This window comes from Companilactobacillus sp. y65-5, assembly GCF_057541095.1.
This window is the reverse complement of the sequence record NZ_BAAJOA010000004.1, coordinates 1-22025: the sequence shown is the minus strand read 5'-3', so window position 1 is coordinate 22025 and position 22025 is coordinate 1. Positions and strand designations below refer to the sequence as shown.

18 protein-coding genes, 3 tRNA genes, 1 riboswitch and 1 other annotated feature are annotated in these 22025 nt (G+C 38.8%); of the genes, 8 read left to right on the top strand and 13 right to left on the bottom strand.

Annotated features, from left to right (window positions below; all coding sequences use genetic code 11):
• Nucleotides 1–5: 5 nt before the first annotated feature.
• Nucleotides 6–89, bottom strand: a tRNA-Leu gene (locus tag AC27FM_RS08080).
• Between the two features lie 67 nt (nucleotides 90–156).
• On the opposite strand from AC27FM_RS08080, the gene AC27FM_RS08075 reads away from it, so the two are divergent.
• Nucleotides 157–990: an NAD(P)H-hydrate dehydratase gene (locus AC27FM_RS08075; protein WP_487087230.1), complete on the top strand. Its 834-nt coding sequence runs from the start codon at nucleotides 157–159 to the stop codon at nucleotides 988–990.
• A gap of 40 nt (nucleotides 991–1030) precedes the next feature.
• On the opposite strand, the gene AC27FM_RS08070 is transcribed toward AC27FM_RS08075, so the two are convergent.
• The 3 genes from AC27FM_RS08070 to AC27FM_RS08060 form a co-directional block, all read right to left on the bottom strand.
• Nucleotides 1031–2626, bottom strand: a complete 1596-nt coding sequence (locus AC27FM_RS08070) for a putative polysaccharide biosynthesis protein (protein WP_487087603.1) — start codon at nucleotides 2624–2626, stop codon at nucleotides 1031–1033.
• Nucleotides 2627–2840: 214 nt separating this feature from the next.
• On the bottom strand, nucleotides 2841–5258 hold the full coding sequence (gene leuS, locus AC27FM_RS08065; RefSeq protein ID WP_487087229.1) for a leucine--tRNA ligase: 2418 nt from the start codon (nucleotides 5256–5258) through the stop codon (nucleotides 2841–2843).
• Between the two features lie 54 nt (nucleotides 5259–5312).
• Nucleotides 5313–5520 (bottom strand) — a binding site (T-box leader).
• Nucleotides 5518–6798 (bottom strand): glucosaminidase domain-containing protein, encoded by a 1281-nt coding sequence (locus AC27FM_RS08060; protein WP_487087228.1) that lies wholly within the window; start codon nucleotides 6796–6798, stop codon nucleotides 5518–5520. It overlaps the preceding feature by 3 nt.
• Before the next feature lie 151 nt (nucleotides 6799–6949).
• Between AC27FM_RS08060 and AC27FM_RS08055 the strand changes: the two genes are divergently transcribed.
• Complete coding sequence (locus AC27FM_RS08055) at nucleotides 6950–7522, top strand: phosphatase PAP2 family protein (RefSeq protein ID WP_487087227.1); 573 nt, start codon at nucleotides 6950–6952, stop codon at nucleotides 7520–7522.
• On the opposite strand, the gene AC27FM_RS08050 is transcribed toward AC27FM_RS08055, so the two are convergent.
• Together AC27FM_RS08050 and metK are read right to left on the bottom strand one after the other, a co-directional pair.
• Nucleotides 7472–8950: an MDR family MFS transporter gene (locus tag AC27FM_RS08050; protein WP_487087226.1), complete on the bottom strand. Its 1479-nt coding sequence runs from the start codon at nucleotides 8948–8950 to the stop codon at nucleotides 7472–7474. The genes AC27FM_RS08055 and AC27FM_RS08050 overlap by 51 nt on opposite strands.
• A gap of 94 nt (nucleotides 8951–9044) precedes the next feature.
• Entirely contained in the window at nucleotides 9045–10241 is a 1197-nt protein-coding gene (metK, locus tag AC27FM_RS08045) for a methionine adenosyltransferase (protein ID WP_487087225.1), read from the bottom strand.
• Nucleotides 10239–10325: riboswitch (SMK box riboswitch) on the bottom strand. It overlaps the preceding gene by 3 nt.
• 79 nt (nucleotides 10326–10404) lie before the next feature.
• Here metK and AC27FM_RS08040 point away from each other — a divergent pair.
• Together AC27FM_RS08040 and AC27FM_RS08035 are read left to right on the top strand one after the other, a co-directional pair.
• Nucleotides 10405–11088 (top strand): hypothetical protein, encoded by a 684-nt coding sequence (locus AC27FM_RS08040; protein WP_487087224.1) that lies wholly within the window; start codon nucleotides 10405–10407, stop codon nucleotides 11086–11088.
• A gap of 13 nt (nucleotides 11089–11101) precedes the next feature.
• Complete coding sequence (locus tag AC27FM_RS08035; protein WP_487087223.1) at nucleotides 11102–11902, top strand: N-formylglutamate amidohydrolase; 801 nt, start codon at nucleotides 11102–11104, stop codon at nucleotides 11900–11902.
• Between the two features lie 22 nt (nucleotides 11903–11924).
• Here the strand turns inward: AC27FM_RS08035 and AC27FM_RS08030 are convergent, their stop codons facing one another.
• The 3 genes from AC27FM_RS08030 to AC27FM_RS08020 form a co-directional block, all read right to left on the bottom strand.
• Nucleotides 11925–12203 carry a hypothetical protein gene (locus AC27FM_RS08030; protein ID WP_487087222.1) on the bottom strand — a complete coding sequence of 93 codons (279 nt, stop codon included), beginning with the start codon at nucleotides 12201–12203 and terminating at the stop codon, nucleotides 11925–11927.
• A gap of 162 nt (nucleotides 12204–12365) precedes the next feature.
• Nucleotides 12366–12438 (bottom strand) — tRNA-Val (locus AC27FM_RS08025).
• 6 nt (nucleotides 12439–12444) lie between these two features.
• Nucleotides 12445–12516, bottom strand: a tRNA-Glu gene (locus AC27FM_RS08020).
• A 127-nt stretch (nucleotides 12517–12643) separates the two neighbouring features.
• Between AC27FM_RS08020 and AC27FM_RS08015 the strand changes: the two genes are divergently transcribed.
• Nucleotides 12644–13267, top strand: a complete 624-nt coding sequence (locus AC27FM_RS08015) for a DNA-3-methyladenine glycosylase (protein ID WP_487087221.1) — start codon at nucleotides 12644–12646, stop codon at nucleotides 13265–13267.
• On the opposite strand, the gene AC27FM_RS08010 is transcribed toward AC27FM_RS08015, so the two are convergent.
• The 3 genes from AC27FM_RS08010 to nrdD form a co-directional block, all read right to left on the bottom strand.
• On the bottom strand, nucleotides 13262–15061 hold the full coding sequence (locus AC27FM_RS08010; RefSeq protein ID WP_487087220.1) for a heavy metal translocating P-type ATPase: 1800 nt from the start codon (nucleotides 15059–15061) through the stop codon (nucleotides 13262–13264). The two genes, AC27FM_RS08015 and AC27FM_RS08010, sit on opposite strands and share 6 nt — an antisense overlap.
• Before the next feature lie 138 nt (nucleotides 15062–15199).
• The gene (gene nrdG / locus AC27FM_RS08005; protein WP_487087219.1) at nucleotides 15200–15781 is read right to left on the bottom strand and encodes an anaerobic ribonucleoside-triphosphate reductase activating protein; all 582 of its coding nucleotides are present in this window, start codon (nucleotides 15779–15781) and stop codon (nucleotides 15200–15202) included.
• A complete protein-coding gene (nrdD, locus tag AC27FM_RS08000; protein WP_487087218.1) occupies nucleotides 15717–17936 on the bottom strand; it encodes an anaerobic ribonucleoside-triphosphate reductase in 2220 nt (739 codons plus the stop codon). Before nrdD ends, nrdG begins: the two co-directional genes overlap by 65 nt.
• Before the next feature lie 341 nt (nucleotides 17937–18277).
• Here nrdD and AC27FM_RS07995 point away from each other — a divergent pair, with 341 nt between their 5' ends.
• The 3 genes from AC27FM_RS07995 to AC27FM_RS07985 are packed head-to-tail and all read left to right on the top strand — an operon-like array spanning nucleotide 18278 to nucleotide 20556.
• Complete coding sequence (locus tag AC27FM_RS07995; protein ID WP_487087217.1) at nucleotides 18278–18802, top strand: TetR/AcrR family transcriptional regulator; 525 nt, start codon at nucleotides 18278–18280, stop codon at nucleotides 18800–18802.
• On the top strand, nucleotides 18803–19864 hold the full coding sequence (locus AC27FM_RS07990) for an ABC transporter permease (RefSeq protein WP_487087216.1): 1062 nt from the start codon (nucleotides 18803–18805) through the stop codon (nucleotides 19862–19864). It abuts the gene before it with no gap.
• Between the two features lie 2 nt (nucleotides 19865–19866).
• A complete protein-coding gene (locus tag AC27FM_RS07985) occupies nucleotides 19867–20556 on the top strand; it encodes an ABC transporter ATP-binding protein (RefSeq protein WP_487087215.1) in 690 nt (229 codons plus the stop codon).
• Between the two features lie 18 nt (nucleotides 20557–20574).
• Here the strand turns inward: AC27FM_RS07985 and AC27FM_RS07980 are convergent, their stop codons facing one another.
• The gene (locus AC27FM_RS07980; protein WP_487087214.1) at nucleotides 20575–21891 is read right to left on the bottom strand and encodes a hypothetical protein; all 1317 of its coding nucleotides are present in this window, start codon (nucleotides 21889–21891) and stop codon (nucleotides 20575–20577) included.
• Between the last annotated feature and the right edge of the window lie 134 nt (nucleotides 21892–22025).

Genomic DNA, 22025 nt, shown 5'->3' with positions numbered 1-22025 from the left:
TCTTCTGCCACTGGCAAGATTCGAACTTGTACATGGATAACCATACAGCGACCTGAACACTGCGCGTCTGCCAATTCCGCCACAGTGGCATTGAATACCATATCTCACTGATATGGCTTACAATATTAAATGATACTACAAATGGAGGTTCTTGTAATGGAAAAAATCAATAAATCTGTATTATCTAAGGTAATTAGAACACGAAACCCAAAATCATACAAAGGAAACTATGGAAAAATATTGGTAATAGCAGGTTCTCTACCATTTGGAGGTGCAGCGATCCTCTCCACCTCAGCCGCCGTCCACACTGGAGCTGGCTTGGTAACTGTCTTAACTGTACCTGAGAAATTTACAGCCATGAATACAGCTGTGCCTGAAGCCATGACATTAAGTTATCAAAACGATGCTGAGACAGAGGATGCGATCAAAAAAAATAATGTCATCGTCATTGGACCTGGATTGGGAACTTCCGCTAGTACCAGTAAGATAATAAATTCTGTCATCAAGAATATCGACAGTAATACTACCGTGATCATGGATGCCTCTGCCCTGACAGTTGCAGCTGAAGAAAAAATCGACTTATCACAAATCCATAAACTGATCATCACGCCTCATCAAGGCGAGTGGGCACGCTTGTCAGGTCTAGAAATATCAGAACAAACACCTGACAACAACAAAAGTGCTCTCAAAAAGCTTGCCCCTAAAGCTATCCTTATTCTAAAAAAACATCATTCAGAAATTTATCACTCTGAAGATGTATTTCAAATTGATGCTGGTAATCCGGGTATGGCGACTGGCGGCATGGGTGATACTTTGACAGGGATTCTAGCCGGCTTCATCGGTCAATTTGGATACTCAATGCCAACTATTTTTGCCGGATTGTATTTGCACAGCTACATCGCTGACAAAATCAATAAAGATAATTATGTCGTTCTACCTTCCAAATTGATCAAAAAAATACCTAAATATATGTCACAATTTTCCAAATAAATTTAGCGCCAAAAAAGACCGACAAGCGTCGGCCTTTTTTTTATTTAATATTTATTAATCTTCTAATTCGGTTTACTTTGGGACCTAAGATCTTATCAGCTAGTTGTGTTTTCAAAACTAAATAGCCATAAATGGAACCACCTAACCCAGCTTCAACTATCAAAATAATCACACTCAGGATACGATCAGAGTTACCGACAAAGCGGAATACTAACCAGTTGACGAAAATGACCACCGCAAACATGATCATAGAAAACATAATGATACCGCTGATACGACGAGAAAGTCGATCAGTATCAAATGGATAAATATCATGTAATTTCTTCGTCATCAACCAACAGACGGCACCCATACCAATACTTGTAGCAACTAGTGGTCCAAATTCATGGAATATTCCAATCATCGGAACTTGGACTAACACCTTGACGATGAAGCCATATATGAAATATTTAATCGCTAGTTTATTTCGATACAACGCCTGAAGGATGGCAGATAGCACGGTAAATAATCCAAGAAAAATGGAAATAACCGAACTGAACTGCAACATCAAGATACCCAATTGGTCGTATCGATAGAAGATCGTCCACAGTGGTTGAGAAACAGCATACATCCCTAAGGATGCCGGAATCATGATGAAAAAGAACAGTTCCAAAGTATTGGATATTTGATTCTCGATGTCTTTTTTGACACCTTTCGAATACAATCCTGACAAAATTGGAATTGCTGTAACAGCCATGGCCGTCGACAAAGAGACGATGATCATGATCAACTTGTTCGCCTGAAACCCAAATAGCGAATAATAATTATCCAACTGATCACTAGTGACCTTCACGAACATCCTCATAAACTGATTAAAAGTCGATTGGTCAAATAAATTAAAGAAAGTAATACCTGCATCCAAAATAATAAAAGGTATAGCTTGCTCAAAAATCTCTCTGGTAAAGTTTTTATTTAACTCTTCTGGAGCTTTACCATTACGCGACAAGGAACGAAGCCTGGGCAGTTTCTTCATGAAAGAAAGTACCAGAATCCCGATGGCGAAGGCCGCACCGATGAAAGCCGCGAAAGTTGATTGTACAACAGCATTGATATAACTACCGTTATTCAATTTCATAATAATATAAGTTGCGGCCAACATATAAATAACACGGGCGATTTGCTCAATGAATTGTGAAATGGCTGAAGGAGCCATGTCAGAATAACCTTGCATGTAGCCTCGCATAATACTCAAAATGGGGATGATCAAGACAGCAGCTGCCAAAGACTTGATCACGGGAATACTTCTTGGATCACCGTCAGCAAAAATTGCGGCCATCAACGGAGCACCGAAATACATCAAAGCTGCAAAAGCGACACCCATTATTGCCATGATCTTGATGCCGTGCTTAAACAGCCTGTTACCGGTTGAATACTCATCCAGGGCGTTATAATGTGAAATTTGCTTAGAAATCGCACCCGGTATACCAGCAGTCGAAATAATAATAAATAAACTATAAATATTGTATCCCTTAGCAAAAAGAGCATTAGCTTGGGGATAGTACGAACCCATCCAAGCCATCCAGGGGATAATATAGATCGCACCTAAAATACGTGAAAAAATACTACCAGCAGTCATCCACGCTGAACCCTTCAACATTGTATCCTGTGTTGAGGTTTCAGGATTCAATACTGGAGTTATTCCTCCATCGTCATGGTTATTGTTCAAGTCCTGCACCACCTTAAAAACTATCTCCTCAATTATAGCAAAATTGTTAACTCAGAAACCTTAAAATACTCTTAATTTCAATTAATTGCAATTAATTATCAAAAAAGAGATTGCGATTTGGTCACCACAATCTCTCAATAAATATCTATTTGACAACAATATTAACGATTTTGTTAGGAATAACAATTACTTTGACAATATTTTTTCCATCAGTAAATTTCTTAACTTTTTCGTCTTCACGAGCTAGTTTTTCGACTTCATCTTTAGACATGTCGACTGGAACTTCGATCTTGTCACGTAATTTACCATTAACTTGAAGAATCAACTCAACAGTCTTTGCGATCATCTTGCTCTCATCATAGGCTGGCCATGGTTCATAACTGATCGAGCCCTCGTGTCCATACTTGCTCCAAAGTTCTTCCATCATATGTGGTGCGATCGGTGCCAACAACTTCACGAATCCTTCAGCGTATTCCTTAGGCATTGTATCGGTCTTGTGAGCTTCATTGACGAAGACCATCATTTGTGAAATAGCGGTATTGAAGTGCAATGCTTCATAATCCTCAGTTACCTTTTTGACAGTTTCATTGTAAATCTTATCCAACTTACCGTCATTTGTGTCAACCACATAGCCATCACGAAGTGTGCTGTAATCATCATCGTTGACGAACAATCTCCAGACACGATCAAGGAACTTATGCGCACCTGACAGACCGGTTTCTGACCAAGGAATCGATGCGTCTAGTGGTCCCATGAACATCTCATAAACTCTTAAAGTATCTGCACCGTATGACTCAACCACATCATCCGGATTAACAACATTACCCTTTGACTTAGACATCTTCTCATGATTGTCACCCAAGATCATACCTTGGTTAACTAACTTTTGGAATGGTTCTTTAGTTGGAACTACTCCGATATCATACAAGAACTTGTGCCAGAATCTTGCATACAACAAGTGAAGAACTGCGTGCTCAGCTCCACCGATATATAGATCTACTGGCATCCATTCTTTCAGCTTCTCATAGTCAGCAATTGCATCGGGATTATGTGGATCAATATATCTCAAGAAGTACCATGAACTACCAGCCCATTGTGGCATAGTATTAGTTTCACGGCGACCCTTGCGACCGTTCTCGTCCACAATATTTACCCAGTCAGTTAGGTTAGCTAGTGGACTCTCCCCTGTACCTGATGGCTTGATATCAGCTTCAGCTGGTAATCGAAGTGGTAATTCATCCTCAGGAACTAGTGTTGTCTCGCCATCTTCCCAATGAATAACAGGGATTGGTTCACCCCAGTATCTTTGACGTGAAAAGAGCCAATCACGAAGACGATAATTAACCTTCTTTTTACCAATACCGTGTTCTTCGAAGTAAGCGATGATCTTGTCAGTAGCTTGCTTGTTATCCAAACCATCTAGGATTCCGGAATTTATATGCTTGCCATCAGCAGTTACAGCACCATCTTCAACATTACCACCCTCGATAACAGGGATGATAGGCAAATCAAACTTCTTGGCGAACTCATAATCACGATCATCATGTGCGGGAACGGCCATGATTGCTCCAGTACCATAAGTTGCCAAAACATAATCAGAGATCCAGATCGGAATCTTCTTGCCAGTTACTTCGTTAATAGCATATGCACCAGTGAAAGCACCTGTCTTGTCATGATTCAAGTCAGTACGATCAAGATCTGACTTTCTCGCCGCAGTTTCTTTGTAGGCCTTGATCTCATCACGATGTTCATCAGTAGTGATCTTATCGACTAATTCGTGTTCTGGAGCAAGTACCATATATGTAGCACCATAAATAGTATCGGGACGTGTTGAGAAGACTTCGATCTTATCATCGAATCCATCAATGCCAAAGGCAAATTCAGCACCGATCGAACGACCGATCCAGTTTCTTTGTTGTTCTTTGATACTTTCAGGCCAATCAATGTCGTCCAAGTCATCGATCAATCTGTCGGCATAAGCTGTGATCTTCAAAACCCATTGGCGCATTGGTTTTCTAATTACTGGGAAGCCACCACGTTCAGTCTTACCATCAATAACTTCCTCGTTAGCAACGACTGTCCCTAGGTCAGGACTCCAGTTAACAGGAACTTTAGCCTCATAAGCTAGTCCACGTTTGTATAATTCTTCAAAAATCCATTGAGTCCACTTGTAGTATGAAGGGTCTGTTGTTTGTACTTCACGATCCCAATCATATGAAAAGCCAAGCGAGTTGATTTGACGTTTGAAATTTTGAATGTTTTGTTCAGTGAAATCAGCTGGGTTATGACCAGTATCCAAAGCATATTGTTCGGCTGGAAGTCCAAAAGCATCGAAGCCCATTGGATGCAAAACATTGTAACCTTGAGCACGTTTCATTCGTGCAATAATATCCGTTGCTGTGTAGCCTTCAGGATGTCCAACGTGCAATCCTTGTCCAGATGGATATGGGAACATGTCTAGTGCATAATAGTTCTTTTTATTTTTATCAGTTGTAGTTTTGAAAGTTTTATTGTCTTTCCAATATTTTTGCCATTTTTTTTCAACCGTATTGTGATTGTACATATCGTATCCTCCAAATAATTTGTCATGATAACAAAAAACGCCCTATGAAATTAATCATAGGACGAATTATCGCGTTACCACCTAAGTTCCGTCAAAGAGACGGCTCTCAAATTCCTTAACGCGGAATATTCGTAATCACTTACTGTTAGTTCAGCGATTAAACTTCATGGATGAGTTCGGCTCATGGAGTTATACGTTCACATTGACCACGTACTTTCTGAAAATCTTCATCAGCTTACTATTTCCGTTGATTTATATACTATACCATTAACTTCTGTCCGACAACCAATAAATCTGAATTTAAATTATTATCTTGTTTGATTTGAGCGGCTGTTGTGTTAGCTTGAGCTGCGATCGAATCAATCGTGTCACCGTTTTGAACTGTAACAGTATCAGCGGTTGTACTACTATCTGAAGAATTCGATCCGCCAGTTGTACCAGTCGTCAAGGTGTTTTGAACTGAGACAGATGTGTTGGATGAACTATTAGAAGCATCGTACTTTTTAACACCGTTAGTTTCATCCTGAACGATGATCGGTGCTTCTTCAGTTCCATAAACATCCGATGGCGTAGTGGTTCCGTCAGTCGTACCAGTAGTATTAGTCAAGTTAGCAACCGTAACTGGTTGTTGCGTGCTGCTGTCATCATTACCAATGACTTTTAGAACTGTCAACACCTTGCCCGGATATACGTAACTATTAGTCTTCAAGTTATTGAGCCCCATCAATGTTTCGACAGTCATATTGAACTTATCTGCAACAGATTGAAGCGTATCACCAGAAGCATAGACGTAAGTTTGATCTTGCGAATCTGTATCTGTATCAAATCGCGTCAAATCATACTTCTCAATAATAGAGTTCAACTTGTCAGCGTATGTAGTGTCGGTAGCATAGCGTCCTGTTAAATAAGCAGTGGCATCCTTGTATGACTCGGTGTTGCTCTTCCATGCTCCAGCATAAATCTCAGGATTACCTGAAACTCCACCTCTGATTAGAGAAACATAATCCTCAAGTGACTCCTTGTATGATGGATATTTTCTAAAATTAGAGCTGATCGAATACAAGCTACCAGTTCCGTCATCCTCTTGCGTACCCATATTAACGGATTCGCCATTGTATGATCCCTTAACGCCAAACAAATTGTAGTTAGGTGCACTAGCTAATCCACTAGTACCCCAGCCACTCTCGACCATAGCTTGTGCAATCATAACGGATGCATAAATATCATTGTTATCTGCTAGCTTACGTGCCGAATTACCGATATAATTAATGAAGTTTTGGTCACCCACACCACGGGGGGTAACCATTCCTGTTACACTAGTATCGGTTGAATCTGATGAATTAGTGCTAGTCGAATTAGCTACAGCGTAGACTGGAACGGTGGTAGATACATTGGCTAATTGAGCAAATGCTCCACCAACAACCAAACTACCGCCTAAGAAAGTCATATTCTTACGCAAATTTGAAGCTTTAATATTCTTATTATTTAATCTAGTTAATCGGGTTTCTTCCCGAATTCTCTCACGACGTGTAATAGTCATATTACTTTACCCCACATAAAATCTTATACAATATTATATAATTTCTTAAGCAAAATTTAAACAATAGAGAGTAAAAACAATGAAAATATCTAAAAAATTATTTTCCTTTAATGTATTTCTGTTAATCTGCTTCCTGATTTGGAGCATAAACGTGATCGATCATGCACGATTTATTAAGTCATTCGACAAAATACTAATAAACAAGATCTATCATCACAACGAATCGTCACTAAGCATATTTAAATTTTTTACATTTTTTGGAAACACTAACACAATTACATTTTTAACCATTACAACTGTAATAATATTGTTACTGGCCAAATACTTTTATGCGGCGGGATTCGTAGCGATAAATGAAATAATCATTTCGGCCTTGAATCACTTCATCAAGATAAACGTTCAGCGACCACGACCAGCACATCATCACTACGTCCATGCCGGAGGTTACAGCTTCCCTAGTGGGCATTCTGCCGGTTCATTTGCCTTGTATATCTCGATATTGATAGTTACATTAATTATTTTCAAACATTTAAGTACCAAGATAATATCAAGTCTGATATTGATCGGGTTAGTCTTAATGATTGGATATAGTCGTATTTTCCTTGGTGTACATTATCCTAGTGATGTCATTGGTGGTTACTTGTTAGCAGCCACTATCATGACATTTTCTACTCTACTGATCCGAACCAAGAATTTGTCTATTCTTAAGTTCAAAGGCGTTTAAAATCAAGCCTATGATTAATAATACTAGAGATGCGACGTACATATTATGCAATCCAGAAAAAAGAATTTGTCTCATTTTGGGTAAAAGCTCTGTTGGCAATAAACTAGCGGTCTGTGGATCAATCAATTGATTCATCATGTCGACCGTTATTTTTTTGTTCTCAGCTGCACCTTTGATTAAGGCCGTATTAAGGATGATACCGTAAACTGATACCATCATCGACTGACCGATGGTTCGCAGTAATGTATTAAAACTCGTTGCTACTCCAACATTTTCAGGCGCCACAACTGTCTGTGTAGTAACAGTCGTCGTCGTGATAGTCAATCCAAACCCTAGCCCGGCTACTGCAGCCAATCCACAGAAATAAATAAATGGTGAAGATACATCAGCTGTCAATAAAGCAATATTAGCAATACCGATAAAGAACAAACTAATATAGATGATTCGATTAGGTGCCATCTTCTTGATCAGTGATCCAGCCCAGAATGAACCGAAGATCCAGACGATCGAACTAGGTGTGACGGCAAATCCACCCATGGAAGGACTCAATCCTAAAATCCCTTGCATCCACGTTGGAATATAAGCTTCGAATCCAATTAAGAACCCACTGACTAACAAGGCAATGATGTTTTGGATCACGAATGTTTTATTCTTAAATAATTGTAATGGCAAGATGGGATCTGACACCCTTCTTTCAACTCTGATGAATAGAAATACTGAGATCACTGAAACCAGTGCCAATCCAACTGGGATCATTACTGAATTAGAACTCAAGTTTTGAAGGGCTAACATCAAAGGTAGTAAAATCAAAATCAACAAAATTGTTCCAGAATAATCAATTTTGACTTTGTCGTGTTCTCTTTTTTCTTCTTTTAAGAAGAACCAAATCAAGCCGATAGTAATTAATCCAACTGGTAAATTGATCAAGAATACCCAATGCCAGCTGAGTTTTTCAACGATGAAACCACCTAATAGCGGAGCAATAATCGCAGCAATTCCCCATGCTGAACCATTGAATCCTAGTATCTTAGCGCGCTTGTCCAGTGGATAAATATCAGCAATAATCGTAAATGTCAGTGGCTGTATAGCTCCTGAACCCAGTCCTTGGACTACACGTGCCAAAATCAGCGTTAACATTGAATTCGACATTGCACAGAGCGTCGAACCGATGACAAACAGGATCAAACCGAATATCAGAACTGGTTTACGCCCGATAATATCTGATAATTTACCGTAGATCGGTGTTGAAACAGCTGTCATTAATAAATAAATCGAAAAAACCCAGTTCATCAAACTGACACCATGTAAACTACCAATAATCGTTGGCATGGCGGTTGATACGATTGTTCCCTCGACAGCTGTCATAAATGTTGCGATAAAAATTGCAGTCGTTACGATTGCAACATTTGACTCTTTTTTCTTTCCCATAAAACCATACTTCTCCCTAAAAATGAATAATGACATAAAAAAACAGAGGCTCTTCAAAGCATTAGCTTTAAAGAAACGCCTCTGTAATCATCTACTAATCCTTGAAGAAACTCTTGATTTCATCGACCTTATCAAGTTTTTCCCATGGAAGTTCAATATCTGTACGTCCGAAATGGCCATAAGCAGCCGTTTGTTTATAAATTGGTCTTTGAAGATCCAACATGATAATAATACCAAGTGGTCTTAAATCGAAGAATTCATTGATGCAATCTACGATTTGTTCTTCTGAATAATTACTTGTTCCAAATGTATCAACGTGAATTGAAACGGGTTTTGCTACACCAATAGCATAGGCAATTTGAATTTCAACTTTATCTGCGATACCTGCAGCAACAAGGTTCTTTGAGATATATCTAGCAGCATAACTAGCTGAACGATCAACCTTAGTAGCATCCTTACCTGAGAAGGCACCACCACCGTGTCTAGCAAATCCACCGTATGTATCAACGATGACTTTTCTACCAGTAAGTCCAGAATCACCTTCTGGTCCACCGATAACAAAGCGTCCAGTTGGGTTGATCAAAATCTTTGTCTTATCATCGATCATATCCTTAGGAACAACTGCATCGATGACATATTTTTTAATGTCTTTTTGAACTTGTTCTAGTGATGCTTCAGCCTTGTGTTGTGTACTGATAACGATCGTATCAATACGAACTGGCTTGTCGTTTTCGTCATATTCAATCGTAACTTGTGACTTAGCATCCGGCATCAAGTAATCGATAGTCTTGTTCTTTCTAACTTCAGCTGTCTTGCGCATCAACTTGTGAGCAAGTGAGATAGGAAGTGGCATATATTCTTTAGTTTCGTTTGTTGCAAAACCAAAGACAAAGCCTTGATCACCAGCACCGATTTGGTCCAATGGATCAAAGTCTGCATCTTTGCCACGCTTCTCAAGAGCGTCATTAACACCTTGGGCGATATCAGGTGATTGTTCGTCAAGTGCGACTAGTACCGCACAGCTTCTACCATTGAAGCCGGGATTTGAACCATCATATCCGATTTCAGTGATAGTGCTACGAACAACGTTTTGGATATCAACGTATGCGGTTGTTGAAATTTCACCAACAACTAATACTAGACCAGTAGTAACAGTTGTTTCACAAGCAACACGGGCATTTTTGTCCTTTGCAAGAATCGCATCTAGGATTGCGTCACTAATTTGGTCAGCAATCTTATCTGGATGTCCTTCTGAAACTGATTCAGAAGTAAATAAATAATTTTTTGTCATTTTTTTTCCACCTTTCGGTTACAGGGCTTCTCCTTTTATTTATCACAATAAAAAAAGGATCCCATCAGGAACCTCTTAATAGATTAACACATTTTTAATTTAAAACAAATTGACTAAGGTAATTTTCTACATTAATATTGCCTTATATATGTAAGGAGAAACCATGAACAGCTCAACTTATAAAAAATATAAAAAATTATTTTCTTCGGTGATTGAATTTTTAAGCTATCATATTTTCCCATTTATTTTTATCTTAGGTCACAGCCTTAATAACTACACGATAAATTGGTACTTAGCCATTATGGTTGGTATGGTGGCAATCTACAAAGAATACATTCGCTCTTTGAAACCAAATATGTATTTTAACGGACTTTACAGTTTGATTTACGTAATTTTGATTGTACTGTCATTTAGAAGTTTAAATATCAATGTCATCATTTTGATTTTTGTACAATTAGTGTTGTTATTCATCACCAAGTACTTCAACGAAAAATCTCACTTGATAAAAACCTTGATCGAAAGTTTTATCATACCTAGTTTTATGTCAGTTGCTATTGCGTATACTTACATGCACTTCATCTCGTTTACCTTTGTCGTACCACTATTATTAGTCAACATCGCAGCGATTTTGATCGACTATTTCGAAGGAGCAAAAAGCGACTACATTCAATTAGTAACGCTCTCAGCCCTCACTCTGATATTATTCTTATTAGGATATGTAAATATCCTAACTTCGATCACTATCGTTGTCTTCGTCATAGTTTCAGCACTACTAAAACAATACAAGCATTGGTCCACTTCTAATCTGTTTTATCGAGTGATCGGTAATTTCCTACTACTTATATGAAATGAGGTCTTAAATGCAAATAACAACTAACAACGTTGATTGCTTCAATGGTGAATCCAATCAGTACCCTGTGATTTTTAGTCTACCCCACAGTGGAACTCATGTCCCACAGAGCGTCCGTCAAACCATGAAGGATGATGTCATCCTCGCCAATTCTGATTGGTTTTTAAGGGAATTATATGACTTCATCCCTGACCTAGGCTTCACCACTATCCAGAACAATATCAATCGCTATGTTGCTGATCCCAATCGAAAGAATACCATCGTTGATAATGCCGATTATCGTTATAATTCTGTGTATCAACAAAACACCTTTGGTAATCAGATTTATCAAGAAGAACTTAACAAAGACCAGATCGACCAGAGGATGCAAGAGTTCTATGATCCGTATCATCATGAATTACAGCGATTAATTGATTATAAACACAATGATTTTGACGATATCTATTTGATCGACTTACACAGCTTTGCACGCTATCCGGGATTTGAAATGATGTCCCCCGCTGACTTCGTTATCGGAAACAACTACGATAGCACTTCTTCTGAACGAATCAGGATGTGGCTGACTAATGAGTTAAAACGCAAGGATTATACCGTCTCAGATAACTTCCCATTCACTGGTGGTCATATCACCAAGCATTACGGCACGATGGATAATCTCCATTCGATTCAACTGGAGATACGCTATAACGTTTACTTGGAAGATCGCGAATACGTGGAAGAAGAAGTTACCTCGTATGATTCAGAGTTGTTTATGAACGCTAAGAACAATCTTAAAAAAATAATTCAGTTATTTGAAGCAAAAATGCGCTAGGACAATGTCCTAACGCATTTTTTTAAATATGTTTGAGATAACAAAACTCGTCTGGAGTTATTGTATCAGAACTAGTTTTTTCGATATATGCACGAACAGTTTTTTGATGTTCGATCTGTAACTTTCTCTTTAGATTACAGTTTTTCCAAAATCCATAGGCAACGATAGAAACTGGTATGATTTCTAACATTACAGTTGCTGGTATCAACCATGGCTTATCAGTTATCAATGCAACAAATTTTTCTTTATCTTCTTCAGAGACTTTTGGCGCACAATTTGACGAACAATGATGTTTCAACATTTGTATCACGCTCCCATTACACTTAAAATTAATATAATCATAACCCTTTTTGAAAGCCCTGTCATTGTTAACGTGTCAGTTTGAAGTTTCTACTTTACGCATCTACTTGAATGCACAAAAAAAGAGTTAGGAATCATCCTAACTCTTAAAATTACTATTCGATGGAGGATACAGGGATCGAACCTGTGACCTCCTGCTTGTAAGGCAGATGCTCTCCCAGCTGAGCTAATCCTCCAAATAGTGACCCGTACGGGATTTGAACCCATGTTACCGCCGTGAAAGGGCGGTGTCTTAACCACTTGACCAACGGGTCATGACTCGTCAAGAAACCGTACGCTTACGTATCCCTTTCTCAAGCACAAAAATTATTATATATTAGATATATGGACGTTACAAGTCTTTTTTTAAGTTTTTGCAAAAAAATAGCTGGAGGCGCACTTTTGAACATACAAAATTACTTTGAAGATAACGAAACAATCGACATTGCCCAAGATATGTTGGGACATACTTTTACCTATAAATCCGAACAAGGGCTCTTTTCAGGCATCATCGTCGAAACTGAAGCTTATCTTGGACCTGACGATATGGCGGCTCACAGCTACAATGGTCGCCATACACAGGCAAATGATCCACTATATCAAGCTGGAGGTACAATTTATATCTATTCGATCCACAGTTGGTTGGATATGGATATCAGTGTGCAAAAAGCTGGCACTCCTAACGGAATCTTAATTCGAGGTCTACAACCAATCGAAGGTATGCCGTTGATGGAAGAAAACCGTCACCAAAGCGGCTTCAACGTCTCTAATGGACCTGCCAAGTGGATTCGTTCCTTTGGGATCAGAGATAAGCAATTATCAGGTACATTATTAAATTCAGATAATTTTATTTTTTCCGACAAAAAAGTCCAAACTCCTAAAAATATTCTCGCAACACCACGAATCGGAGTGCCGAATAAGGAGCCTTGGACTTCTAAAAAAATGCGTTTTATTGTTGAAGGAAATCCATACGTATCTAAAATCTACAAACGTGATATGGATCTTGATACCTACGGTTGGTTATAGTTTGTCACTTCTAGCACGTAAGGCGTAGAGGATGGTTACAGTATCGACGACTTCTTGCAACATGGCGCCGATGATCGTTGGTATCAAACCGAATCCGGCAATCACCATCAAGATGATACAAATAAAGATACCGATCAAAACCGCCTCACGAGCAACTTTGAGCGTGTCACGTGAAATCTTAACGACATCACCGACCTTGCCAAGATCATCCTTTAGAATTACGGCATCGGCAGATTCACTGGCAGCATTAGCTCCCTTATAACCCATAGCAATACCGGCATCGGCCAGAGCCAAGGCGGGCGCATCATTAACTCCGTCTCCGACCATGATCGTAGGATGATAGCTCTTATCTAATCCCTTGACGATTTTGACCTTATCTTCGGGCAGACTATTGGGAAATGTCTGAGTTATCCCAACTTCTGAAGCAACCAAATCGGCTGCTTCTTTTTTGTCTCCAGTGATCATCAAGACGTTATGGATGCCAAACTCTTTCAGACGTTGAATCGTTGACTTAGACTCTGGTCTGATTTGATCCATCAGGCTGTATACACCTGCATATTCATCGTCAATCGAGACATATACTCCTGAACCTCTGACTTCATCATGAATGTCATCAGCCACAAACTCTGCTTGACCGACTTTGACTATATGACCGTCGATCGTACCTAAGATTCCTTGAGCAGTGATCTCCTTTGCATCATTAACGTTTATCAATTTCAATCCACGATCAGTAGCATAGTCAATAATGGCCTGCGCCATAACATGGCTAGAGTTTTGTTCGATCGAAGCCGCATATCTCAACACAGTATCTTGGTCGAAACTACTTTGTAGTTTAAATTCATCCACGACGAGTTTTCCACGCGTGATCGTTCCCGTTTTGTCGAAGGCGATCGACTTGGCGGACGAAATTTTTTCTAATGCTGTTCCTGATTTAACGATAATACCATTTCTACTAGTACGACTCATCCCTGATACAAAGGCGATAGGGGCTGCTAATATCAAGGGACATGGTGAAGCCACTACCAGTACTTGAGCAATTCTTACTGGATCTTTTGACAAATACCAAGCTACACCCGCGATAACATATGCAATGATCGTGAATGGTACGGCGTAGCGGTCGGCTAAACGAACAAAGTGAGCTGGATTAGAAGCTGACTCTTTAACTAGTTTGACGATTGCTTGATACTCACTATCTGCAGCGATCTTATCGGCCTTCATCTTGAAAGATGTCTCACCATTGATCGAACCTGACATGACGTGTGAATCAGCTGCTACACTTACAGGTACCGACTCACCTGTCAGTGATGATTCATCGACTTCTGAGGTTCCTTCGATGACGATACCATCAACTGGCACTTGTTCTTTTGGACGAATCAATAAAACATCATCAATTTTGACATCGTCGATATCCACGTCCTTCACATCACCATCTACTAACAAGTGTGCCTGTGACGGTGTGTTATCTAACAGTGTTTTAAGTTCACTCTTAGCCTTATTAGATGCGTACTCTTCAAGTGTATCTCCACCTGTCAGCATCAATAATACTATCCAGCCAGCCCAATACTGCCCGAGGACGATCGTCGCAACAATTGCGGTGATAGCTAATAAATCGACCCCAAAGTTTCCCGTCTTGAGGACTTTGACCATATCAACGAACATGATAAAAGCCAATATTAGTCCTAAGACACTGATGATGACTTGAGCATAAAGGGGCTTACCGAATAAAAATTCTAAGATTAAAGCCACTAAACCAATGAATAAAGTACTATACAGTTTTAATTTATCTGAATTCATTTTTGTACTCCTCCTTTAACTTTAAGATAACATTTAAGTCAGATAGTTAATACATTCTTGCATTGTTATGCCAACTTCACATACTAGCAATATACTTTTGGTATAGAAAAAGCCCTACCTGACTAAGGTAGAGCGATTTTATTTAACTAATTTATCCCAGATAACAACTCGGTCAGTTTCTAATGATTTTTTGACATCAATAATTCGTTGGTTAGAACTTCCACGGAATTGTAAAGTCAAATCCATCTTGTCCTGCAAAAAACGACCATCGACTAAAATATCGAGCAAAGACAATAATTCTAGCTTGTCATCCGAATCCTTCAGTAGTTCATCCCACGTGTATCCTGACCAGGACCAAATATCTTTTGTGTCCCCAAACTCAGCTCGAACTCGTTTGCATAGTTTCAGACATACTTGGGTGTTGATAAATGGTTCTCCTCCCAAGAGCGTCAGACCTTGGACGTAATCCTTACTCATGTCCGTTATGATCTGATCTTCTAACTCCTGCGTATACGGCTTACCGTAGCGAAAATTCTGGGCGGCAACGTTATAACATCCCGGACAGTGAAATGGACAACCACTGACATATAGGCTACAACGAACGCCCTCACCATCAACGAAATTAAATGGTTTGTAATCAGCAATGTACTGCTGACTAAGATCCTTGGCCAGCCATTCTTTGGGAGTCGGATTGTTTGGCCCTTTCGTACCTTGCGGCATTTTGTATCATCTCCGGTGTCATATTTTTCTTACGTGATGCGATTTCAACGTGACGACCATGAATCATCGGACGTTGTTGTGGATTACCTAAGTAACCACAAGTACGCTTAACAACATCACAATATTGTGGGTCACTATTACCACATTGTGGACAAACAAAACCACGTGCAGTTGAATTGAACTCACCTTTGAAACCACACTTGAAACATTGGTCGATCGAAGTATTAGTTCCCAGATAGCCGACATGATCGTATGCCCAATCCCAAACGGCTTCTAGTGCCTTAGGATTTTGTTTCAAATTAGGGTATTCGCAATAGTGGATGAAACCACCAGAAGCATAGTGTGGAAAGATCTCTTCGAATGTGAGTTTATCGAATGGAGATGGATGCTTTCTTACATCATAGTGAAAACTGTTCGTATAGTATTCTTTGTCAGTAATATCAGTGATTCTACCGAATTTTTCGATATCATCACGACAGAATGTATCAGTTAGTGATTCAGCTGGAGTGGAATACAAGCTATAATGATAGCCACTTGCCTTAGCCCAGTCAGCACATTTGTCGCGCAATGCTTTAACAATATTTTCTGCAAAGTCATGTGCTTCTTGGTTATCTTCCCATTGATTACCGAAGAACTCGGTACATACTTCATACAGACCAATGTAACCTAGTGAGACTGTAGCACGTTGATTCTTGAACAATTCATCAACGCTTTCACCTGCTTTTAGACGTTTGCCGAAGGCACCATACATGTATAACAATGGTGCATTCTCTGGTTTAGCTTCTTTAGTACGTTCAACACGATACTCTAGTGCTAACTTGCAAAGCTTCATTTTTTCTTCGAATATTTCCCAGAATAAATTCTCATCACCGTGTGATTCCAAGGCGATTCTAGGTAAGTTGACTGTTACAACACCTAGGTTCATCCGACCGGAATTAACTTCCTTGCCATTTTCATCCTTCCAACCTTGTAAGAATGAGCGACAACCCATCGGTGTCTTGAAACTACCGGTTATTTCTTTGATCTTGTCATACATCAACAAGTCAGGATACATCCGTTTTGTTGAGCATTCCAAAGCTAATTCTTTGATATCGTAGTTAGGATCTTCTGGATTCAAGTTAAGTCCACGCTTAACAGTAAAAGTTAATTTAGGGAAAATTGCCGTCCGGTGTTCCTTACCTAGACCTTTGATTCTGATTTCTAGGATAGACTTTTGAATCTCACGTTCGATCCAGTTAGTACCAAGACCGAAGTTGATAGTTGTAAATGGTGTCTGACCTTGTGAGGAATAAAGTGTATTTATTTCGTATTCCAAGGCCTGCATTGCATCATAAATGTCTTTTTTAGTCTTAGCTTTTGCAAAAGCTTCACGTTTTTCTTCGGCAACCCAAATTTGAGCATCTTTCATGTGCTTCTCATAATTGAGTTTTGCATATGGAGCTAGTAATTGATCGATTCTATTAGCTGAACAGCCACCGTATTGCAATGAAGCAACATTAGCGATGATCTGTGACATCTGAGCAGTAGCAGTTTGAATAGATTTTGGGGATGAAACCCAAGCGTTACCGATCTTGAAACCATTAGCGAACATTTCATCGAAGTCGATCAAACAACAGTTGGTTTCTGGAGTCACTGGTGAGTAATCCAAATCATGCCAATGCAAGTCACCACGTAAATGTGCCTTCGCTACTAGCTCAGGTAACATTTTTAGACCTAAGGCACGGCTGGCAACCCCTGCCTCTAAGTCACGTTGTGTGTTAAAAATATTGCTATCTTTGTTAGCATTCTCATGGACGATTCTCTCATTGTTACCAAATAATTTATTGATATTGGCTTCAACGTTGGTAGCATTTTGAAAATTTTGTTGTTCAGCATCGTAATATTCTTGGTATTCATCAGCCTGACTGACCAAGTGATACTTCTTTAATAAGCTGACAATTTCATCATGCAATTGAGAAGTTTCGATGACAAATGAATCTTGATATTTATATACCAAGTCATCTTCAATTTTTTTGATTGTATTTTGATCATCAATCAATTTATTTAGAACAAAATCTACTTTGTATGGATAAAACTCTGTCTTATCCCCACATCTCTTTAGAACTGGAATACTCTTCAAAGTATCCAGTGTATTTTGGCTTTTTACTTCGTACATATCACACACAACCTTTTTGAATAATGATTCTATTATATGGGTCTCAGAAACTAAAATCAACATCTTGTATGTATGTGAAGTACTACAACACTATATGTAGTACGAACTTATGAGCGATAAATTATTTTTTATCTAATCAACCTTCTTAATATATCCAAAAAGCACCTAAAAAATCAAGGATTTAATTTAGTTAATTATTTTGGATATTTTAATTTTTATGCCAATAATATATGAAATAATTTTTCACTTATCGGAAGTTAAGTGAAATCCATTGACAAAGTTTCGACGCACACGCATAATTGCAATATACAAAAAGTGACACGGTGTCACGAGGAGAGAATATGGTTACTAAACGATTTAAAAACTTAAATAAAGATAAACAATCTCGTATATTAGATGCACTATTGAATGAATTCACCAATCATACTTTGGCAGATGCACAAGTCTCACGAATCGTCGCAGAATCAGGAATCGCACGCGGTGCTTTCTATAAGTATTTTGATGATCTGAAAGACTCATACGAGTTTTTATACCATCAGGCCTTACGTGAAATACACCAAAATATCAAGACTAGCGATACTGAGAAATACGATCCAGATACTTATGTCCAACAAACAAAAGATTTTGTTGATGAGAGCACGGACAGTCGCTACTTTGGACTTGTCAAAATGCACATGCTCTACAACGAAAGTTTTTTTATTTCTACTTTTGATAATCATTTGATAAATGGAAATGAATATTTATGGGCGACGCAGGTCATTATTCACGATGCAATCAAACAAATAATGATCGATCCCAGTGCGAAAGAAATGATTTTAAACAAACTCTCTAATGTCTTGCGTACATTAGCAAAGAAGGACGAATAAATGTTTTTATCACTGAAAGAAATTAAAAAAGAAAAAGTCAGATACGGCTTGATCATCGGAATGATAGTTTTGATCTGTTATCTGATCTTCATCTTAACTAGCCTAGCAATGGGATTAGCACAACAAAATACTGATGCGATCGATTCATGGAATATCAAGAGTGTCATTTTGGATAAGGACTCTAATATCAGTATGTCCCAATCATTGATCACTAAAGATGAGACGAAGAATACTAAACTTAGCTCTAAAGAAGCATATATCGGGCAGGCTTCGGTTGTAGCAAAAAAAGCTGGTAAAACTAAGGAATCCGCACAATTTTTGGGACTCCATGATAATCAATTCATCGCTAAAAACATCACCCTTTCATCAGGTCACAAAGTCAATAATAGCAATCAAGTCGTCGTTGACGATAAATTTCAGACGGACGGCTACAAGTTGGGTGACAAAATCAAATTCAACTCATCTGATAAAAAATACACTATCGTTGGTTTCACTAAAAATGCCAAACTTAATATCGCACCTGTAATATATGGTGACATTTCTGTTTGGAACACACTCAAGAATATCGACCAGCAATTTGTCGGTAGCGCCATCGTCTCCAAAAATACCAATTTCAAAACTACTGACAAGCAATTAAAGACTTATTCCAAATCGACTTTTGTCTCCAAATTGCCGGGATATTCAGCACAGAATTCAACCTTTACCTTTATGATCGCCTTTTTGATGGTAATCTCACTCATCGTTATAGCGGTGTTCTTATATATCTTAACGATTCAAAAAATCCAGAACTACGCAGTACTTAGAGCCCAAGGTATTCCTGCTAAAACACTAGTCGGTGCAACTATAACTCAATCAGTAACCCTGGTTATTAGTGGATTAGTCATCGGTGCTGCATTGACTTCTATAACGGCACTGGCAATGCCCGCCGCAGTCCCAATGAGCTTTAATATACCTATCTTGTCAGGTGTCGGAATGGGCTTAGTCTTGACCGGCCTCCTAGGATCATTGATTCCTATCAAAATAATCTTAAACGTCGACCCAGTAAGTGTAATCGGAGGATAATAATGACAACATTAGAATTGAATAACATCAACAAATACTTTGGAACTGGCTCAAGCCGTGTTCATGTTCTGAAAAATATCAATTTTACAGCCAAAAAAGGTGAAGTAAATCTAGTCATCGGTCCTTCTGGATCTGGCAAAAGTACCTTCTTGACCATCGCTGGCGGTCTACAAACGCCGTCAACTGGCAATGTTGTGCTTGAAGGTACCGCCGTCAAATCAATGTCTAACAAACAGCGTGACGCTATGCGCTTGAACAAAATTGGTTTCGTGCTCCAAGCCTATAATCTGATTCCATACTTAACCGTCAACGAACAATTCCAGTTAGTCAGAAAAGTCAAAAAGAACCATAATCTTACTAACTTATCATTAAAGGCGCTGATGAAAAAGTTGGATATAGAAGAACTGCAAAACAAATATCCTGCTGAATTATCAGGAGGTCAGAATCAACGCGTGGCTATCGCCAGAGCACTATATACTAAGCCTGACATCGTTCTAGCTGATGAACCGACAGCCGCCTTAGATAGTGAACGTGTCGTTGAAGTCGGTAAGATACTGCAATCACTAGCGCGTGAACAAGATACTGCCGTTATCGTAGTCACACATGATTTGAGATTGATAGACTTCGCAGATAATGTCTATCAAATAATGGATGGCGAGATGACTTTGAATAATGACATGAAATCTGCTTAAAAAAAGTTGAAGGCAAAATTATTTGCTTTCAACTTTTTTTGTTTTAGTAGTCCAGTATGTGGCACAGGCGGAGATCAATACTCCAGTTGTGACTGCAATTCTGACGATCAATAACAGCTTTGAATCGACAGTTCCATTGACATTAAAGAAGTTCAATACATCAACTCGGTAAATATACCCTAACACGTAGACAATCATCATATAAAACAACTGTTGCGAAATATTTCCAATCGCGGACAATTGATATTTTATTAAAAATGCTCGTTCGGATTCGATTTTTGGAGCATTGTACAGTGAATTATTGAGGATCGAATTGTCAGAACCGACAAATATCGCACACAGTAAAATACCAACAAAATACGTCCAATTAAAAAATGACATTAATAGTCCTAAAATCAATAATGGATAGCGCAAGTATAGATACTTCTTCAGCAAAAATGGTCCGAATTCAAAACCTGCTAAATATATCAAATAAATAGTCAATAATGTACTGAAGCCAAATCTCAAACTACTATCAAAAATGGTATATAGTAGCACGAAGTTCATCACTACTCCGCGATTGATCGAAGCAAGACTCAGCGGGAATAGATTGCGATGAATCTGTAATTGATACATCAGTAAGACTAATAACCCAATCATCGATACTACTCCGATGCTCAAATCCCAGGCATGCGGAATCGACTCCAGTCTTGAATAACGAATGGCAAAAACCAACATCACTAGAACAATAATAAAAATTATCCCAATAATAGAATAGTTTCTATCATGCTCTGGCGAATCACCGTTATGATAGAAGCTTATTTTATTTCTCATCGAATAACTTCCCACCAATGATATGGCAAAGAACAAAGCTAATAAAATAAAAGCAACGTTATAAACACTGAATTTGATCGATAGCCACTCGACCAGTCCCAAAATGATCATTGCGATTAAAGAACCTTGCCAGTGAAGCTTAGTAATATGAAAGTCATTGACCAGCTTGCCCTTGGTCCTGACGGTCAAAAAATATGGCCAGATCCAACTAGAAGCCAATCCCAGCAAAATACCACCTACGATACCAAAGACCGGGTTCAAGGCAGCAACGATCAGCAATGAACCAATGATCCCTAGTAAGTTCGACACGACCAGCATCGTACTAGCTGAAAATGGAATATAGACCGTCAGCAACATCCCGATCGAACGGAAGGTATATAGCATCAAAAACGGTAATACATAGGCAGTTACATCCTTGTTGTGATTATAAAGCGACAAACAGAAGAAATATGGAATCACCACACCTACATTAGCAAATAGATTCAGTACGCCTTCAGAAAATGTTTCAAAAATTTTTCGCAAAATTATCCCCTCTTTCTGCTGAGAATATTTAATGTAAACAATCCTCTCATACTCGCCATCAACCACTCCCCACTAAAGTAGGAAGTTTGTGAGAATACCACTCAATAGTGATACGACCACAATTAGCTTAGATA

Excerpts from the sequence above, each read along its gene's own strand:
- AC27FM_RS08075 (WP_487087230.1), top strand. The coding sequence starts at position 157 with ATGGAAAAAATCAATAAATCTGTATTATCTAAGGTAATTAGAACACGA.
- AC27FM_RS08070 (WP_487087603.1), bottom strand. The coding sequence starts at position 2,626 with ATGTTGAAGGGTTCAGCGTGGATGACTGCTGGTAGTATTTTTTCACGT.
- leuS (WP_487087229.1), bottom strand. The coding sequence starts at position 5,258 with ATGTACAATCACAATACGGTTGAAAAAAAATGGCAAAAATATTGGAAA.
- AC27FM_RS08060 (WP_487087228.1), bottom strand. The coding sequence starts at position 6,798 with ATGACTATTACACGTCGTGAGAGAATTCGGGAAGAAACCCGATTAACT.
- AC27FM_RS08050 (WP_487087226.1), bottom strand. The coding sequence starts at position 8,950 with ATGGGAAAGAAAAAAGAGTCAAATGTTGCAATCGTAACGACTGCAATT.
- metK (WP_487087225.1), bottom strand. The coding sequence starts at position 10,241 with ATGACAAAAAATTATTTATTTACTTCTGAATCAGTTTCAGAAGGACAT.
- AC27FM_RS08040 (WP_487087224.1), top strand. The coding sequence starts at position 10,405 with ATGAACAGCTCAACTTATAAAAAATATAAAAAATTATTTTCTTCGGTG.
- AC27FM_RS08035 (WP_487087223.1), top strand. The coding sequence starts at position 11,102 with ATGCAAATAACAACTAACAACGTTGATTGCTTCAATGGTGAATCCAAT.
- AC27FM_RS08030 (WP_487087222.1), bottom strand. The coding sequence starts at position 12,203 with ATGTTGAAACATCATTGTTCGTCAAATTGTGCGCCAAAAGTCTCTGAA.
- AC27FM_RS08010 (WP_487087220.1), bottom strand. The coding sequence starts at position 15,061 with ATGAATTCAGATAAATTAAAACTGTATAGTACTTTATTCATTGGTTTA.
- nrdG (WP_487087219.1), bottom strand. The coding sequence starts at position 15,781 with ATGCCGCAAGGTACGAAAGGGCCAAACAATCCGACTCCCAAAGAATGG.
- nrdD (WP_487087218.1), bottom strand. The coding sequence starts at position 17,936 with ATGTACGAAGTAAAAAGCCAAAATACACTGGATACTTTGAAGAGTATT.
- AC27FM_RS07995 (WP_487087217.1), top strand. The coding sequence starts at position 18,278 with ATGGTTACTAAACGATTTAAAAACTTAAATAAAGATAAACAATCTCGT.
- AC27FM_RS07990 (WP_487087216.1), top strand. The coding sequence starts at position 18,803 with ATGTTTTTATCACTGAAAGAAATTAAAAAAGAAAAAGTCAGATACGGC.
- AC27FM_RS07985 (WP_487087215.1), top strand. The coding sequence starts at position 19,867 with ATGACAACATTAGAATTGAATAACATCAACAAATACTTTGGAACTGGC.